The following is a 17387-nucleotide window of genomic DNA, read 5'->3' as shown; positions in this document are numbered from 1 at the left end:
GCTCGCCGCGGGCGCCACCCGACACCAAATTCTGGTAGGTCGGTAGGTCTCCGCAGCCGGAGATCCATTCATTTCTCGTCAAGCGGTCACGTCTCTGGGTGAATCACTGAGGCAAGCCGCACACTTACGTCCGTACCACAGACCGATGGTGTCCCAGACAGGCGACCGTTTCGGCGAGTCACTCGCCTTCGGGCTCAAGACCGGCGATCGTGGCGGGATGCTTCCAGAGCCGATGCCTAGCCGGATGCCGATGGATACGCATGCCTTTGCAGTTCGACACCTCATGCGATGCACGCCCACCAGGTGCTTCGCGGTACTTTCGCATATCGCCTGGCTCGACCGCGACCAAGACGGACGAGTGTTGCTGGCAGATGTGGATTTGACCCGTGTTCCCACACAGGTTTCACTGACTGCGCGGCGACGCCATCTTCGCGACCTGCTCGCAGATGGCGACGTGCTAGTCCGAGACGACGATAGCTACGTCATCCTCGGCGCCGCCGAACATGACCGACTCATCTGCGATGACAGGCATCATTGTGCGCGGGAGGCAGCCGTGGCGAGGAGGAAGGACGAGTGGTATAGGGTTACCAATCGCCGGCGATGACGCTGCTGAAACACAGAAGCCGATACGCCAACGCGGCGAGGGAACCCTGCACGAAGCCAACTGCATAAAATCGACCTTGAACCGTCCAAAGAGTAAGTGAGTGTTTGAGATGGGGTCAGATGCGGGTCAGGGCGCGGCGGGATTGGCGTCGTGATGGGTGTCCGCGGGTGATCCGGCGGAGCATGCCGTTGATGGCTGCCCAGCGGATGAGGGCTTCGGAGACGGCGGGGTCGCGTTCGTAGTCACGGGCCAGGCGGCGGTGGGCGGTGAGCCAGGCCAGAGTTCGTTCGACGACCCAGCGGCGCGGTTGCACCGCGAAGCCGCGCTGGTCAGCGGGTTTTCGCACGATCTCCACGGTGGTTCGCAGCCGGTCGGCGGCCCAGTCGACGAACCGGCCGGCGAACCCGGAATCGGCGAAGACGTGCCGGACCGGGCTGGTCAGATAGAGACCGAGCAGGGCGGTCTTGCCGCCGTCGCGGTCCTGCCACGAGGCGGCCAGGACGCAGGCGGTGATCAGCAGCCCGGCGGTGTCGGTGACGATGAACCGTTTCCTGCCGTTGATCTTCTTGCCGGCGTCGTAGCCACGCGAGTCGCGTCCGACGGTGTCGGCGCCCTTGACGCTCTGCGAGTCCAGCACCCCGGCCGAGGGCTCCGCAGCGCGGCCCTGCGCCACCCGGGCCTTGACCCGCAACACGGTCAGCAGGCTCTCCGTCACCCCGGCCTCCTCCCACCGGACGAAATACCAGTACACCGTCTGCCAAGGCGGCAGGTCCGCTGGCAGATACCGCCACGGACAGCCCGACCGCACCAGGTAGAGGATCGCGTTGACGATCTCGCGGCGTGGATGTTTCTCGGGCCGTCCGTCGCCGCTGGGCTCAGGAAGGAGGCCTTTGACGAGGTCCCACTGGGCGTCGGTCAGGTCGGACGGGTACCCACGGCGCGATGACACCGCGACACCCTGCCCGAGCCAGCCATCATGATCACGCCGCCACACCGTCTACATGAGAACTTCTCAAACACTCACTAAGAGCGAGGCTTCGCCACGATCGACCCGCTCGGCGGAACGAGCAGCTTGCTGAAGGAGTTGCCCGTCCGCTCGGCAACAGCCTCGCGGTGACGTGGAGACTGGGGCGCCCGGCCCGAGGAGGTCAGCTCAAATTGCTGCCGGGTCGACAGGTGGTGGTTCCGCGAAGTAGTCGCGAAGCATGGCGATCTACTCATCGCGGAGGCGAAAGATCTGTACGAGTGACATCGTCGTGCGCTGTCCATCGGCTTCGTCGAAGGCGACGTCGATCTCGGCAATGAAGACGTCGGGGTCCGGGGCGTCGTGCAGGACGAACGCGGACCGTTCCAGGTTCATCGTGCCCAGGAGGGCTGGCCGCTGGTGATGCCGGCCGACTCCGATCCGGATAGCGTCGCGGCCCAGCAGTCGTCGCAGCGGATGGTTGTCGGGTACCAGCGGCGCTTCGGTGACGCCGTCCTCGGTGAACATCGCGGCGACTGCGCACTGCACAGCGATGGAGGGTAGTACATGCCGATGGAACTGGGACTGTGGCGCGTTGACGGCCAACCAGTACGGCTCAACCCGGTCGGGGTACCGCTGGAGAAGGCACTCGAAGACCTGATCGAACACGACCCAGACATCCTGGGAGAACCGCTGATGATCATCGGGCGGCAAGTGACCACCTCCCAAGGGAAGATCGTCGACCTCCTCGCGGTGGACGGCGATGGCGTCTTGCACGCCATTGAACTCAAACGCGACAGAACGCCACGCGAGGCGACCGCCCAAGCGCTCGACTACGGCTCTTGGGCGCAGACGCTCGCTCACGAGGACATCCTTGACGTGTTCAGCCAGTACCGGCCGGGCGACACCTTCGAGCAGGCATTCGCCGAGCGGTTCGGCGTCGCACCACCCGAAGAGCTCAACACCTCCCATCGGCTCACCATCGTGGCCAGCGATCTGGACCCGGCCACCGAGCGGATCATCGCCTATCTCGCTGGATACCAGGTACCGATCAACGTCGCGCTGTTTCGGTACTTCAACGACGGTGGCCGGGCATACCTGGCTCGAACCTGGCTACTGCCGGACACCGCTGGGTCTGACACAGCGGCACCCCGACGCTCGGGTGCCAAGGAGCCATGGAACGGCCAGGACTGGTACGTCACCTTCGGCGAAGAATCCGGCATCCGATCCTGGGACGACGCCCGCCGCTACGGCTTCGTCTCCGCTGGCGGCGGCGAATGGTACAGCCGTTCCCTGCGAGCACTACCGGTCGGCGGACGGGTGTTCGTCTACGTACCCAAGACCGGATACGTGGCAGTAGGCATGGTCACCGGCGCGGTGGTCCCCTTCGATGACGCGGTCCTCACTGTAGACGGCGAGCCACGCAAGATGACCGAACTGGACCTCGCCGCCGGATACCGACACGCCGGCAGCGCACCCGACCGCCACGAGTACATCGTCCCGATCAACTGGATCAAGACGCTGGACCGGGAGAAAGCCATCCGCGAGAAGGGCCTGTTCGCCAACCAGCACTCCGCCTGCAAGCTGCGCAACAGCTTCACGTTGAAGACCCTGACCCAACGGTTCGCCCTCGACCAGTAGGAGGCCACTGAGCGTCTTTACCTGGGTAGATCGTTCTCGATGTGGTGCAGGCCGAGGAGGGTCTGCACGGTCGCGGTCGCGGGCGGGCTGCAGCGGGCGTGAATGGGCCGGCTCTGCCCTGAGTGAGCGTCCGCGAGGCTCTGAGGAGACCCGTGCTGCTCCGTCGCTTCGCCCAAGGGTGTTCGCACAGCGGCGGCTGTGAGGAGGGGGCGCAGCGTCCGGCGTTAAGCGTCTCGAGTCGCTGGCAGCAGAGGCGCGGTGACTGCCTGCCAGCGAAGGGATGCAAGGACGTACCGAGTCCCTGGCAGGATGTTTGCAGCGTCAGCGCCTGATCGACTTGGCCGCCTGTACCGGTAGTGGATCACCGACTACGCTCGACTGGCGGCTACGTCCCTACATCGCCCGGCCACTGCACCGCCAGCTCGATCGCGTCTTCCGGGGCGCCGAGGCGGAGGCCATCGGCGCGCTTGCAGCCTTCGTCGTTGAACTCGAAGAGCAGGTGAACAGCATGGTGAGAACTCTGACGGCGGGTGCGGAGTTCGGATCCTAGGTTCACTCTTTAGCGGGAGCCCGTGGTGATGCCGCCGTAGCCCATGCTGAACCAGTCGATCCGCCACTGACGATCGCGCGCGCTGGGAGGGGGATCTATTGGCTTTCGACGCTTCGCGCTTCGTGGTGGCAGACGTGTGGGCCTACCGAGTTCGGGACGACAGCCGTTCCGAACGGGTGCAGATCCAGGCGGTGACGCCAAAGAAGAACAGCGCCCGTATCGACATCGTCTTCCTGGACGACCCCAACCAGCGCGTCGAAAATATCCCCGCTTCACGGCTGCGAGTGCCCTGGGATGAGGTGTCCAGCTACGACGAGTTGATGGCGAACTGGCAGCATGTCGACGACCTGGCCCTCGACGATGTCGAACAGCGTTGCGTCTACCAGGTTTACGAGCTGCTCATTCCCGAACAGATCGCCGAGGCCGAGTGGTCACCGGTCCGAGACGCTACGACCGTCCGGGATCGGGCCGGGCTCGAAGCCATCATTGGCAAGCCTCTCGGCGAGATCCTCGATAATGTCGCCTGGTTCGCGTCCGACGAGACGACGGTCACGATGTCCCCGGCCGGCACGCTGCTGGTTGCCGAGGCCGCCTGCCGGGCCAACTCCAACCAGATCCTCGAGAAGATCCTCGAGGAGGAGAAAGCCCTGCGCCACAAGTGCAAGAACGGCGCCGAGCGCCGCAACCCGTTGACCGGCGAGCAGGAGTCCACCTCACCGGAGTACGAGTACTGGTGGTACCGGCGCTGGGAGAAGCCGACCCATGAGCTGCTACGGCAATGGTGCGGGCATCGGGCGGTCACGGCCCACGAACGCCTGATCGCGGCGGAAGCCGAGAACGAACGCCTTGACATCTTGCTCCAGCGGGCGATCGACGCCCTGGCCGGTGCCGCGGACGGTGAAATGCTCGCCAAGGTTCTTGCCGAGGAGCACGAGCGCGATCGCATCACCGTGTATACCGTGCGGCCGGTAGTCGACCGGCCGTTGCATCCGTCCGAGATCCCTGTCCGCGAGGTGCCGGTCCGCCGCCGTTGGCCACGTTGAAGAACCCGAGCACGACAGCTCATGGCCGTCCCCAAGGTTAGGTCAGCTTCCGATCGTTGGCTGTGATGGCCTGCTCCGGCTTCCAGAAGACCTCGCCACCGGCGGGAACGCCATCCCTCATGCAGCAGGTCGTTGCTGGGTTTCCCCCGACGACGACGTCGGCGTGGTCCGGCGGCGCCGCATACTAGAATTCCTCGTTGAGGAGGTTGCTCTCGAACCTCGTCGGCGTTCGTTACACACTGAACGTGGGTCGCGTGTTTAAGGTCGCTCGCCTGGAATCCTCGAACCACCGCTGATGGAATGCTGCTCGCTCAACCCGCCCACCGCTCGCGGCCCGCACAAGTTCGCGGCGGAGGTCATCGAGTGGCCGTGGTCGTGGTTGGTGTTGTCAGCTGAGCAAGCGGGCGATTACCGTCGGCCCGCTGGTGATCAGCTGGACGAACAGCCCTGCACATGGCGGCTCGTAGTGCAGAGTTATGCACAGCATGATGGCGATCAATGTCAGCGTCGTGTCATGGTGAGCGGACTTGGCCGGCGCGCGGGAGGTGGGTGTGCGGTCGAAGGGCCGATCTCGAGCGCTCGTGGTGGCACTTCTTACGGCGTTCTCGGGCATGCTCACCTCCCTCATCGCCATCGCGATCAATGGTGCGACCGGTGATGAGCCCTGGCCAGCGCCCTTCCAGCTAATCCAGGACTATCCCTGGCCATCCGTCATCATCTTGACGCTTGCCGGCGTCGCGGTGGCGATTCCCCTGCTGCGCCTCGGCTCCGGCGACAAGGAGGCGACCGGGCCTGGTAACGGCTCGGGGGCCGTCGACCAGACGGTTAGCGGCGGGTCCGATAACTTCAATCAGGTCATTAGCGGCGGCTCCGGCAATCCGAATCAGGTGGTGAGCGGCGGACCGGCCACCGTTACGCATTACCACGGCGTCGTACACCAGACCATCGCGCAGGCGTTGCCTGAAGCAGCCGGGCCGGTTCCTGATGTGCCGGGTCTTCCCGAGTTCGTGGCTGGCACCCTCTTCGACCGCTGTACCCTGCTCGACCGGCTCCGGTCCAGGATGATGCAACCGGACGTGGTGTTCGTTGAACTGGTCGGCCCGCGCGGTATAGGCAAGACCGCAATCGCCGCGGAATTGCTGCGCACCCGACCGGACAACATCGCGGCCGGATATCTTGCTGTACGGGGATATCCCGGCGTAAACGCCTACTCCGTTATAGACAAGTTGGCCGCCGCCGTCAGAATCGAAGATGATCGCCAACGGTTGGTGGAACGGCTAAACGATGGCGACTCGGACCTTCAGATGCGGCTGAACGACGTGCTTGGCGAACTCGGCAACGAGCGAGTCTGGCTGGTGATAGACGATGCCCAGGATCTGTTCGTAGCCGAGTCTGGTGCTTGGCGCGACGAGGCTCTTGGCCTGCTCTTCGAGGATCTGAGGACACGGCGTAGACAACACCGTATCAAGGTGCTGTGGGCGAGCGAGGCGCCGCTGCAACTGGCGGGCGCAGTGACGGAGAAGGTCGATCAGAGGTTACCCCCGCCGGACTTCGCGAAGCTGATCGGCAAGCTAACGATTCCCGATGCCCCCGTTCCTGGGGTGGTGGCCGTGGAACGGGCCGCACGCGGGCATCCGCGAACTGCCGAACTGGTGCTGGGCATTCGGGCCGTCAACCCGCACTCTGAGGAGGATCCGCTCGACGTCGCGCCGGATATCCGGGCTCTGACAAGAACACTTCTTTCGAGCTTGAACGGACCTCAGGAGCGAGCTCTACGGCTGCTCGCAGTCCTCGACCGACCCGTCCGGCCCGCGCTCATCGCGCACCTCAGCGGCCGAAGCACAGGGCAGGTGCGAGAGGTGTTCGACGAACTCGTCCGATGCCGGCTCATCCGGCGGCTCGACGATCACTACTACCTGCCTGCCGGTGAGGCCAGCCGCATCACCGACAGGACCGCGACGGCCGAAGTCACCGCGCTGCGCAGGCGCGCGGCGGAGTTACTAGAGGATGCTGCTCGCGACGGCAGCGCCGCCCGCCTTGCCGACCTAGACGACGCATTCCACGCCGTTGACCTCTACCTCGACGCTGGCGAACCCGGGCGAGCGGTACGGCTCATGGATAAGCTCGACAACAAATATCTGCGGCACTGGGGGCAGACAGCAGCGTTGACACCATGGCTGGCCCGTGTCTCCAAGCACCTGTTCGACTATCGGGAGCACGTCGCTTACGTCAAGTTGGCCGGACGTGCTCTGGCTCAGCAGGGTCGGCTGGCTGAGGCGATCGACGTGATCGAGCGCGGGGTCCGGATGAGCACAAAGCCGGAGGGACAGCGAGTCAGCTCGGCCCATTTAGCGTTCCTGGTGCAACTGGCCGCGTACTGTTTCCGGGCCGGGCAGGTGATGAAGGCGGCTGAGCACTATCAAACCTTGCTGGACAACTCGCCCGCCGGGCACAAGGGCGTGGCTACCGCCCATCTGGGACTGGCGCTGTGCCTGACCGAGACAGCCGCATTCAATCAGGCCGAGGAACATCTCGAAGCTGCCGCCTCCGGCGATCCAGATCTCGAACTGCCGCTTCTTCACCTCAAGGCGCTGATCAGCTTCGAGCGTGACGACGGCTCGGGCATCGCGCGGTTGGAACGAGCACGTAGCCGGGCCGAGCAGCTGGACGATCGCGTGATGGTGGCCCGATGCGACGATTTGGCCGCGTGGCTGTGGTTGCTCCGCCGCGACCGCAGCAAGGCAGAAGAGGCGGCGACGCGCGCCCAGGAAGTAGCGGTCCGGGTCAACGACCCAGAACTGTGGAGCCTTTCGCATACCACGCTGGCGGTCCTCGACCTCGGCCGGGGCGCCTTCGGCCCCGCGTTGCGTGCGGCCGACCTGGCAACCCGGTACCCCTGGGGCCTCTCCGCGGCCGAGGCTCTGGCTGTATTGGGTGTTGCGAGCCTGCGCGGGGGAGAGCCGGAGGAGGGCACTCGCCGAGCCTTCACTGCGGCTGCTGAGCTCGCTTGCTACCAGAAGGTCGTGTCGCCTGGCTGTTACCGTCCGCTCGAGGTCGAAGGTCTCGCGCTGGCCGGACTTTCCTTATTAAGACCGGAACTGGGCGAGCAAGCGGCGTTTGACGCCTATCTCTCGGCGCAGCAGATCATGGACGTGGGCGGCGCGCGGTTCCGGCGGCGTGAACTCTTCGCCGCGTTGACCGCTGGCTCTCCGGGCGATCCATTGCCCCGGATCAAGGACCTCCTTGGTTGATCAGAGCCAGCCGTAGTGCTGTGCGGTGATGAGCGCGTCCGTCCGGTTCCTTGCGCCCATACGCGTGTAAAGGTCGCGAAGCAAGCGAAACATCATGCGCTCTGAATATCCGGCATCGGCTGCCAGCCTTCCGACTGTGGTGCCTCGCGCGAGGCTGCGCAACCAATCCCGCTCGGTCGGCGAGGGCTCGGTCGGCCCAGGCGAGTCGGCCGCCGGGGCGGCCAGCTCACGCAAGACCTCGACCGGAACCACACTCTCGCCGCGGACTAACGCACGAAAGCGCTCGCGGAAGGCCGCCGGCGTGCAGTCCCGCGCCATGACGCAGACCGCCCCCGCGCGCAGCGCCCGTACGCAATCGCGCAGCGACATCTGATCGAGCAGGGCAACCAAAATCAGGCCGGAAGCTGTCCGTTGGAGCTGCTCCAGTGTCCGCCAGTCGACCTCGTTCTGCAGGGTGAGCACGACGATCGTTGTCTGCTCGTCGCGAACCCACGCGAAGAGGTCATCCGGCGTCTCCGACTGGAACCCGGCATCGCGCAGGATCTCGACCACACCGTGCCGGAAGACGGGCAAGGGATCCGCCACGGCGATCCGCACCAGCATCGAAACCGTCATCCTCCTGACCGGGGCGCGCGCTCGTCGATCATTGTCGACCGTTGACCGGCACGCCACCCGCTCACCCGATGGCAGGATCGTGCCGCCTCGATGGCGTCATGGACCGGCAGCCTTGGCCGTGCTTAGCGTGATGAGCATGTCGTCACCCGGTATTCCTCCGGAATGGTCGTCATCGGACTACTTCGACGATGACGACCCGGACTGGCCGATCAACAACATCGGAGACCTTCGGGAGGCCGTCGAGAAATGCCTCGTCACAGCGGCGCGATCGGAGGAAGACCTCCAGGGCCATTTCGACGCGCTGACTAGAGCTGCTGCTCGCCTCGCGCAGACCTCGCCTGAAAGCCAACTTCTGGTCGATGCGTCGGCGAACGTGGCGTACGCCGCCGACGCAGTGGCGCAGGCACGTGCGCTTCTCCAGGCTGCCTTCGAGGACGGGAGGTCCTACCTGGCGGGCTTGTGATGGTTGGTTGATCTGCCCTCTCCCGCGTTCATGGACGCTCGACCGATAAGGCGCGGACATCCGACGGTGGGTCAAACTCCGCAGAAGTAGTAGGTCTGCATCGGGTAGGTGGCTGCGGGTGAAGGCCTCTGATGGGCCGGGCCGGCGCGGGCCAGAAGTGATCCGCCGCGACCGCGGGTCACGGCGGATCAATACGAGGAAGAAAAGCCAGGCCTCAGGCAGTGACCGGGCCGGCATCGTCCAGCTGGCGAACGAACCAGCCGAGCCGTGAGGTGTCATCACCCGAGTGTTCGCACACCGCCTATTTCGCGCGAAGCCCAGGCGGCCCGCGAGTACGATTCCTGCGCTCGTGATCGATAGGCGACATCAGCGCCGCGACGGCCGGTGAACGAGGCGCGCGGACGTCCTCCTGGCTGGGCTAATGCGGTGTCAGTGCTTGATGGCCCGGGCCGCCCGTACCGGTAGTGGATCATCAACGAAATCCAGAACTGATTTCGCATCCTGTTGGTTCGGGTCCACCGGGTTCGAGTCCCGCCGGGTCCACCGGGTTCGAGTCCCGCCGGGTCCACCGGGTTCGAGTCCCGCCGGGTCCACCGGGTTCGAGTCCCGCCGGGTCCACCGGGTTCGAGTCCCGCCGGGTCCACCGGGTTCGAGTCCCGCCGGGTCCACCGGGTTCGAGTCCCGCCGGGTCCACCGGGTTCGAGTCCCGCCGGGTCCACCGGGTTCGAGTCCCGCCGGGTCCACCGGGTTCGAGTCCCGCCGGGTCCACCGGGTTCGAGTCCCGCCGGGTCCACCGGGTTCGAGTCCCGCCGGGTCCACCGGGTTCGAGTCCCGCCGGGTCCACCGGGTTCGAGTCCCGCCGGGTCCACCGGGTTCGAGTCCCGCCGGGTCCACCGGGTTCGAGTCCCGCCGGGTCCACCGGGTTCGAGTCCCGCCGGGTCCACCGGGTTCGAGTCCCGCCGGGTCCACCGGGTTCGAGTCCCGCCGGGTCCACCGGGTTCGAGTCCCGATCGACTATCACATTTCCACTCGTCGGGCAATTACACAGGATCTCGCACGTAGATTTGCTCGACTTATGGTCACCGGGGCGCCTCCTGCGGGTGCATGGCGGTTCTGATTCACTCACCCTTTACCCACCGAAAACAACGCGAACTCGTGGCAAGCGATGACAACACGCTGGGCCACCTCGGCCATGTTTGGCCTGGTCAGTGGCAACTTCTGACAAGCAGTGCATAGTCTCGCGACCCCTTGATTTGGAGCAAGGGGTCGCAGGTTCAATTCCCGGCTGCCTTCACCGTCGACTACGTATTTCGGCCGGTTCTTTCGAGGTCGCGGACCGGTTTTCGCCCGTCTGCTGGGCTGTCTTCGGAGGAAGTCTGGGAGGTGCGCTTGCTGCTCAGTGTGTGATCGAGGACTGCAACAGTTGAACGGGGAGCCGGGCCTGTTGGCCGCAGCTGCCGTTGCGCCGTTCGTCGCTGGTGGCCAGCGCTGAAGGGGTGCGGCGTGCGGCTGCCCGTAGGCGTCGGGCTGCGGCTCTGGCCGGTCGGCGCCTGTGGGGAGCGTCGGCCGGCCAGAGCTCATCGCTAGGCTGCGGCAGTGAGAGGGTGATCCTCCCCGGTCAGCGCGGCCACGGCGGCGGCCACTTCGTTGGTTCCTGCGGTCACGTAACCGGCGATGGCGCCGCTCGCGGCACCATCGGTGTGGCCGGCGAACGCGCGAGCTACGGCGTGGCCGTAGTTGCGTTCGACCCAGGTGAGAGTGGTGTGCCGCAGCCAGTGGGTACTGATCTGCTGGCGGCGTACCCATGGCAGCTTCTCGCCGATGCGGAACCACAGGTGGTCGTAGCGTCGGTAGGTCAGCGCCCGCCCGTCGGCGTAGCGCAGCAGTGCCGCGTCCGGGTTGTCGCCGCCGCGCTCGGCGTGATGTGCCTGCAGATGCCGCATCAGGGTGGGGGAGACCGGCTGCCATCGGGTGGTGCCGCCCTTCTCCCGAAGGAAGACCAGGCACAACTGCGGATCCAGATCCCGCAACCGCAACGCCAGCGCCCCGGCCCGCCGGCACGCCGTCTCGGTGTGCAGCCGCAGCAACAGGCAGTCCAGAGCGGGATCGTCACCGCAGGCCGCCGCGGCCTCGTTGATCTCAGCGAGTCGGGCGTCGCCGATCGCCCGGCGTGTACTGGGCAGCCGCCGTGGTTTGGCCACCTTGGATGCCGGGTTGTCCGACTCGCGGATCAGGCCGTCGGCGACCGCGCGCCGGTAGAGACACCGTAATGCGGCTATGAGGTGCTCCGCCGCTGAGCGGCCACCACGTGCGTTGCGCCGCGGCACCACTTCGGCCTGGATGCGGGCTTTGAGCAGATCGATCTCCGTCGGGGTCGGCTCGTCGAGGCGGCGATCACCCCAGTACTGCACCACCCGTCTCCAGTACGTGCCGTAGGCCTTGCGGGAGCCCGGCGATGCTGCCGCCGCCACCAGCGGCGTGTACTCGGCGAACGTCGGCACCTGCCGAGGCGCCGGTGTGGAGGTCAGATCCTCCACCGAGATGCCCATCCGCTCCAGCAGCAGCCGAGCCGCCGCCAGCTCCGCCTCCCGGCCATCCACCCGGCTCACGACCGGTCTCCCATCGGAGGGTCCACCGGCGCGGACGCGTGCGCCGGTGCGCCGAGCAGCCGGTCGAGCACCTGCAGGGGATATCCCGTCAGCGTCGCCGCCTGCCGGTCAGCCACCAGCAGCACCCGCTGCCCGGCGGCCAGGCGGCACCGCCGTCGCATCGCCAGGGGCAGCACGAGATGCCCGCGGGCGTCGACCACACAATTGCCGTCGGCTGCCGCGATGACGGCGATCAGACCGCTGTGCTCACGTACCTCGAGGCGGGCACCCGCAGGCCAGCCCAGTTCGGAGAGGATTGTGCGGGCGGCCAGCCGGCCGCTCTTGTCCACCGCCGTCAGCGCATACCTACTGGCGCCGATGCGGGCGCACGGGCCGGCGTGCGGCAGCGGCAACGGTGGCCGCCGCAAGGTCACCGGAGCAGAGCCGGCCCGGCGGCCGGCCGCCGGCGAGGCCGGGACCACCGCGGGAATCAGCGGCGTCACCGGGATCAAGGGAGTGGACATCACGACCACCCCCGCCGCCCCGAGCAGGGCGACCACGGGCAGAGAAACAAAAGTGCGTGTCCAGAAGTCTCTGAACACGCACACCGGAAACTGCGCACCACTGCGGAAAATCTGTGTCCGAGGGGGGACTTGAACCCCCACGCCCGATAAAGGGCACTAGCACCTCAAGCTAGCGCGTCTGCCATTCCGCCACCCGGACCTGCTTTGTCCAGCCTAGCCGGGCCGATCCGCGGTTGGCATCCGTGGTCGGCGAGCCCCGGCGGGCTGCACAGGAGAGAACTTTACACGGCGCCGTTCGGGGGTTGCATGCACCCCACCCCTGGCGTGCCGGGGGTGGGGTTGGGCGGGTGGGGTGGGGAAGTGGGGGTGGGCAGGGAAGGCCGCCGGGTGGTGGGGAAAGGGATCTTGAGCTGGGGCTTTACCGGGCGGAAACGTTGACCGGATGGAGAATGCATCCTATGTTGTGGTGCAGGCCACTCATTCCGCGTCGCCCTCGATCTCCCGGGGCGGCCCGTGAGATCGGGGTGTGGTGGCCGTGCAGGCGCCTGTTCATGCCGGCTCCCCGCCGGCTTCTCCCAGTCCGTCCAGTTGCCGACCTACCGAGCTTCCGACGATCTGCGTTCCCGCCTTCGACCGGCCGGACGAGCGGCGGGGACGCGTACCCCTCGAGATGGCCGCGTGCCGACCAGCACCGCGGTCCTGGACCATCCAGCGAGTCGCCGTGGGCGCCGGACGCCCGAGCGCAACAAAGGCCGGGCGCAGCGGACCGCGGCGCCCGAGCGGAATCGAAGCCACGAACAAGCGAAGGCGGGGCAGGGCCGTACCCACCCGCCGGCCGAGGCAGACCCATCCCAGGAGGCCGTCATGAGCCATCCCCGTACCGTTCCGCCCTCCGTCGACGTCGTGATTGTCGGCGCGGGGTTCTCCGGTATGTATCTGCTGCACAAGTTGCGGGAGCTCGATCTCACCGCCGTCGTTTTCGAGGCCGGTGCCGATGTCGGCGGGACCTGGTACTGGAATCGTTACCCGGGCGCCCGTGTCGACGTTGAGAGCCTCGCCTACTCCTACTCGTTCTCCGACGAGCTGGAGCAGGAGTACGAGTGGCAGGAGCGTTATCCCACGCAGCCGGAGATTCTCAAGTACGCGCGTCACGTCGCCGATCGGTTCGACCTGCGCAAGGACATTGTGTTCCGTACGCGGGTCAGCGCCGCCACCTGGGATGACGGGCAGAAGTCGTGGCTGGTCCGGACCGAGCACGAGGATGCCGTCACCGCTCGGTTCCTGGTGATGGCCACCGGGTGCCTGTCCGCGTCGAAGATGCCGGAGATTCCCGGCCTGGAGTCCTTCAAGGGCGCGACGTACCACACCGCGCACTGGCCACATGAGGGTGTCGACTTCTCCGGGCTGCGGGTGGGGATCATCGGGACCGGTTCCTCAGGGGTCCAGTCCATTCCGGTGATCGCCGGGCAGGCCGCCGATCTGACCGTGTTCCAGCGGACCCCGGCGTACTCGTTGCCGGCCCGGAACCGGCGGTTGCGGCCCGACGAGGTCAAGACGATGAAGCTGAACTATCGCAAGTTCCGGCAGGCGCAGCGGGAGTCCGGGTTCGGGGTGCCGACGCCGGTTCCGACGAAGTCCGCGCTCGAGGTGTCCGACGCCGAGCGGGATGCGGCGTTCGAGGTGGCGTGGGAGAGCGGGAGCCTGGTGAACCTGCTGACCGCGTACAAGGATCTGGCCGTCGACCAGGCCGCGAACGACACCGCGAAGCGGTGGATCCACCGCAAGATCCACGACATCGTCGCCGATCCGCAGGTGGCCGACGATCTGAGCCCGGAGTACCCGGTCGGGACGAAGCGGCCGTGCCTGGACACGAACTATTACGAGACGTACAACCGGCCGAACGTGCATCTGGTGAATCTGCAGCGGACGCCTCTCGTGGAGGTCACCGAAAAGGGGATCCGGACCTCGGAGCGGGAGTACGAGTTCGACGCGATCGTGTACGCCACCGGTTTCGACGCGATGACCGGCGCCCTCACCAACGTGGACATCCGCGGGCGGGACGGGTTGTCGCTGAAGGAGACGTGGAGTGCGGGACCGCGGACGTACCTGGGCATCGGCACCGCCGGATTCCCGAACTTCTTCATGATCACCGGGCCGGGCAGCCCGTCCGTGCTCTCCAACATGGTGGTGTCGATCGAGCAGCACGTCGACTGGGTGACCGACGCCATCGCACATCTGCGGGAACAGGGGCTCCGGGTGATCGAGCCGGCCCAGGAGGCGCAGGACGCCTGGGTGGACCACGTCAACGAGATCGCGGGTTACACCCTCTATCCGAAGGCAAATTCCTGGTACATGGGCGCCAATGTGCCCGGCAAGCCGCGCGTTTTCATGCCGTACGCCGGCGGGGTGGGCGAGTACCGGAAGAAGTGCGACGAGGTCGCCGCCAAGGGCTACGAGGGCTTCGAGCTGACCGTCTGAGAGGAGAATTCCATGTCCCGTCGTGACCTGATCGATCCCGAGGTGCGCGTACCCCTGGATCAGTTGCTCGAAGCGATGCCCGGCGGTTTCAACGCCATCGCGGACATCGTGGAGCGCCGCGCCGCCGTGACGGCGATGCTGGGCGCCATCGAGGTGCCCGAGAACCCGAATGTGGTCAAGGAGGACCGTACGGTTCCCGGGCCGCAGGGTGAGCCGGACATCAGCGTACGGATCTATCGCCCGGTGAATGCCGAGGCGCCGCTCCCGGGCATTTTCTTCATCCATGGCGGCGGGATGATTCTCGGTTCCGTGGAGGGTGAGGACCCGACCGCGACGCTGATCTGCGACCAGGTGGGCGCGGTCGTGGTGTCGGTGGAGTACCGGCTGTCGCCGGAGAACCCGCACCCCGCGCCGGCCGAGGACTGCTACGCCGGGCTGAAGTGGACCGCCGAGCACGCCGAGGAGCTGGGCATCGACCCGCAGCGGCTGGCGATCTACGGCGCCAGCGCGGGCGGCGGGCTGACCATCGCCACCGCGCTGATGGCCCGCGACCGGGGCGGGCCGGCGCTCGCGTTCATCATGCCGATCTACCCGATGATCGACGACCGGAACGAGACCGCGTCGAGCCAGGAGATCACCGACATCGGGATCTGGGACCGGTCCGGCAACGTCGAGGCGTGGGCCTGGTACCTGGGCGGCAAGCCGGCCGACCAGTACGCGGCCCCCAGCCGGGCGGAGGACCTGTCGGGGCTGCCCCCGGCGTTCATCGACGTCGGCACGGTGGACCTGTTCCGCGACGAGGACATCGCGTTCGCGCAGCGGCTCATGGCCGCCGGGGTGCCCACGGAGCTGCACGTGCACCCGGGCAGCTACCACGCGGCGGAGACGTTCGCCGTGGACGCCGCGCTGGCGCAGCGGATCTGGGCGCTGCGCATCGATGCGCTGAAGCGGGCCCTGGCCTGACGAGGCGATCTCAAGCGGCTGTCACCTGAGCAGACGCCTTGGAGAGGCCCTCGGGCAGGAAGGATCAGGCGGCGGCGAGCCGGTTGCGGCCGGCTCGCTTCGCCGCGTACAGGCGGGCGTCGGCGCGGTCGTAGAGGTCGCGGCCGCTCTCGCCGGGCCGGCACGCCGCCAGGCCCATGCTCAGCGTCACCCGCAGCCCGGGTGCGATCGCCGACCAGTCGCGGGCGAGGATCACCTGCCGGATGCGTTCCGCGATCTGGCGGCCCTCGAGCTCGCTGGTGTCCAGGAACATCGCGAACTCGTCGCCGCCGAAGCGGATCGCCACCTCGTCGTGGCGGCAGTGCGCGCGCAGCACCGCCGCGATCTCCACGAGCACCCGGTCGCCCACACCGTGTGAGAACTGGTCGTTGATGTCCTTGAACCGGTCCACGTCGATCAGCAGCAGCGTGCCGCAGCCCGCCACCGCCGCGATGCGCAGGTCGAACAGCCGCCGGTTGCCCAGCCCGGTCAACGCGTCCGACGCAGCCGCGTGGTCCGCGCTGCTGCGCGCCGCCTCCAGCTCGACCCGCCGGTACGCCTGCTGCAGCATCGTGCGCCGGTCCAGCCGCAGGCGCCACAGCACCCGGATGTGGCTGTGCAGCGCGTCGAGGACCGTACGGGTGGCCTCGCCGGGGCTCTCCAGCGTTGCCGTCAGGGACAGCTCGTACTGGAACAGCAGGCTTTGCGCGGGCAGCACGCACAGTTCGAGCGCGGCGAGGAACTCCCGGCGGGCCGCGCGCAGCTCCCCGGCCGCGCGCAGGCTCAGGCCGTGGGCGAGGTGCAGCAGCCGTGCCTCGTGGTGCCGGCCGGACGCCCGTACGGTGGTCAGCATCCGGTCCACGACGGCCGTGGCCTCGTCGTGCCGGCCGGTCTTCGCGTGGCCGACGGCGAGCAGGGCGGCGCCGAGCGGGGAGTCGATGGCGCGCCCGGTCCAGTACTGCAGCAGCGCGACGCTCTTGTGGACCAGGACGGCCGCTTCCTCGTGGCAGCCGATCTGTTCCAGGCGCAGCGCCCATTCCAGCAGCAGTTCGGCGTACTGCAGCTCGGCCGAGGAGCGGTACAGGTCGTCGGGGGAGTCGAAGGCGTCGATCGCGTTGAGCATCGCCACCTCGGCGAGCTCGAACAGGTCGGCGGCGCGGGCGGAGTCGGCCAGCGAGGCCATCGCCGAGAAGTAGCGCAGGCTCTTGCGGGGCACGGCGTCGAGGATCGTCAGGGCGCGGGCCAGGTGGTGCAGCCCGTCGTCGACCCGGCCGACCTGGATGAGCATCCGGCCGGTGTCCGCCAGGATCTTGGCGTCGGTGGTCCGCGGCCCGGTGAGGTGGCTCGGCTCGGCGACCAGCTCCTCGCCGACCAGCAGCGCCTCGTCGAGGCGGCCCAGCGAGCTCAGCGCGTACATGCGGCCGAGGCGGGCGACCCGGCGGGTGCGCTCGTCGCCCAGGATCCGCAGCACGGCCTCCGCCTCGTCGGCCGCCACCAGCGTCTCGCCGTGGTGGCCGCGGATCGTCAGGTCGTGGACGTGCAGGCCCATTCCCGCGTACGGACCGTACGGGGAGACCACGGCGGGCAGGTGATCGGAGGCCACGAGCTATAGGTCGGTTGCCGGGAAGAGGACGTGAGCGTTTGCAGCCGTACCGGGAAGAATCCGATAGTTGCGGACGGCGAAT

General features: G+C 67.2%; 14 protein-coding genes and 1 tRNA gene. 7 read left to right on the top strand and 8 right to left on the bottom strand.

The window, feature by feature from the left end:
- Positions 1 to 719: 719 nt before the first annotated feature.
- On the bottom strand, positions 720 to 1553 hold the full coding sequence (locus COUCH_RS26215; RefSeq protein WP_249607867.1) for an IS5 family transposase: 834 nt from the start codon (positions 1551 to 1553) through the stop codon (positions 720 to 722).
- A 264-nt stretch (positions 1554 to 1817) separates the two neighbouring features.
- Positions 1818 to 2096 carry a hypothetical protein gene (locus COUCH_RS26210; protein WP_249607866.1) on the bottom strand — a complete coding sequence of 93 codons (279 nt, stop codon included), beginning with the start codon at positions 2094 to 2096 and terminating at the stop codon, positions 1818 to 1820.
- 39 nt (positions 2097 to 2135) lie between these two features.
- Here COUCH_RS26210 and COUCH_RS26205 point away from each other — a divergent pair, with 39 nt between their 5' ends.
- From COUCH_RS26205 to COUCH_RS26195, 3 genes are all read left to right on the top strand, one after another.
- Positions 2136 to 3209 carry an endonuclease NucS domain-containing protein gene (locus COUCH_RS26205; RefSeq protein ID WP_249607865.1) on the top strand — a complete coding sequence of 358 codons (1074 nt, stop codon included), beginning with the start codon at positions 2136 to 2138 and terminating at the stop codon, positions 3207 to 3209.
- A gap of 313 nt (positions 3210 to 3522) precedes the next feature.
- On the top strand, positions 3523 to 3759 hold the full coding sequence (locus tag COUCH_RS26200) for a hypothetical protein (protein WP_249607864.1): 237 nt from the start codon (positions 3523 to 3525) through the stop codon (positions 3757 to 3759).
- Positions 3760 to 3857: 98 nt separating this feature from the next.
- Positions 3858 to 4802 carry a hypothetical protein gene (locus tag COUCH_RS26195; RefSeq protein ID WP_249607863.1) on the top strand — a complete coding sequence of 315 codons (945 nt, stop codon included), beginning with the start codon at positions 3858 to 3860 and terminating at the stop codon, positions 4800 to 4802.
- A 388-nt stretch (positions 4803 to 5190) separates the two neighbouring features.
- Here COUCH_RS26195 and COUCH_RS26190 read toward each other — a convergent pair whose 3' ends face one another.
- Positions 5191 to 5415 (bottom strand): hypothetical protein, encoded by a 225-nt coding sequence (locus COUCH_RS26190; protein ID WP_249607862.1) that lies wholly within the window; start codon positions 5413 to 5415, stop codon positions 5191 to 5193.
- Here COUCH_RS26190 and COUCH_RS26185 point away from each other — a divergent pair.
- Positions 5414 to 8053, top strand: a complete 2640-nt coding sequence (locus COUCH_RS26185; protein ID WP_249607861.1) for an AAA family ATPase — start codon at positions 5414 to 5416, stop codon at positions 8051 to 8053. The genes COUCH_RS26190 and COUCH_RS26185 overlap by 2 nt on opposite strands.
- On the opposite strand, the gene COUCH_RS26180 is transcribed toward COUCH_RS26185, so the two are convergent.
- Entirely contained in the window at positions 8054 to 8668 is a 615-nt protein-coding gene (locus tag COUCH_RS26180) for a DNA-binding response regulator (protein WP_249607860.1), read from the bottom strand. It lies immediately after the preceding gene.
- 136 nt (positions 8669 to 8804) lie between these two features.
- Here COUCH_RS26180 and COUCH_RS26175 point away from each other — a divergent pair, with 136 nt between their 5' ends.
- Complete coding sequence (locus COUCH_RS26175; protein ID WP_249607859.1) at positions 8805 to 9131, top strand: hypothetical protein; 327 nt, start codon at positions 8805 to 8807, stop codon at positions 9129 to 9131.
- Between the two features lie 1583 nt (positions 9132 to 10714).
- Here COUCH_RS26175 and COUCH_RS26170 read toward each other — a convergent pair.
- The 3 genes from COUCH_RS26170 to COUCH_RS26160 form a co-directional block, all read right to left on the bottom strand.
- Complete coding sequence (locus COUCH_RS26170) at positions 10715 to 11740, bottom strand: tyrosine-type recombinase/integrase (protein WP_249607858.1); 1026 nt, start codon at positions 11738 to 11740, stop codon at positions 10715 to 10717.
- Entirely contained in the window at positions 11737 to 12243 is a 507-nt protein-coding gene (locus COUCH_RS26165; protein ID WP_249607857.1) for a hypothetical protein, read from the bottom strand. Before COUCH_RS26165 ends, COUCH_RS26170 begins: the two co-directional genes overlap by 4 nt.
- Positions 12244 to 12357: 114 nt before the next feature.
- Positions 12358 to 12442, bottom strand: a tRNA-Leu gene (locus COUCH_RS26160).
- 665 nt (positions 12443 to 13107) lie between these two features.
- Between COUCH_RS26160 and COUCH_RS26155 the strand changes: the two genes are divergently transcribed.
- Both COUCH_RS26155 and COUCH_RS26150 read left to right on the top strand, forming a co-directional pair.
- A complete protein-coding gene (locus tag COUCH_RS26155; protein ID WP_249607856.1) occupies positions 13108 to 14721 on the top strand; it encodes a flavin-containing monooxygenase in 1614 nt (537 codons plus the stop codon).
- A gap of 12 nt (positions 14722 to 14733) precedes the next feature.
- Positions 14734 to 15684: an alpha/beta hydrolase gene (locus COUCH_RS26150; protein WP_249607855.1), complete on the top strand. Its 951-nt coding sequence runs from the start codon at positions 14734 to 14736 to the stop codon at positions 15682 to 15684.
- Positions 15685 to 15748: 64 nt separating this feature from the next.
- Here the strand turns inward: COUCH_RS26150 and COUCH_RS26145 are convergent, their stop codons facing one another.
- On the bottom strand, positions 15749 to 17305 hold the full coding sequence (locus COUCH_RS26145) for a GGDEF domain-containing protein (RefSeq protein ID WP_249607854.1): 1557 nt from the start codon (positions 17303 to 17305) through the stop codon (positions 15749 to 15751).
- Positions 17306 to 17387: the final 82 nt, after the last annotated feature.

The sequence above is a fragment of the Couchioplanes caeruleus genome (genome assembly GCF_023499255.1).
Classification (GTDB): Bacteria; Actinomycetota; Actinomycetes; order Mycobacteriales; family Micromonosporaceae; genus Actinoplanes; species Actinoplanes caeruleus_A.
The sequence above is the reverse complement of the archived record's forward strand: the minus strand, read 5'-3'. Positions and strand labels throughout refer to the sequence as shown.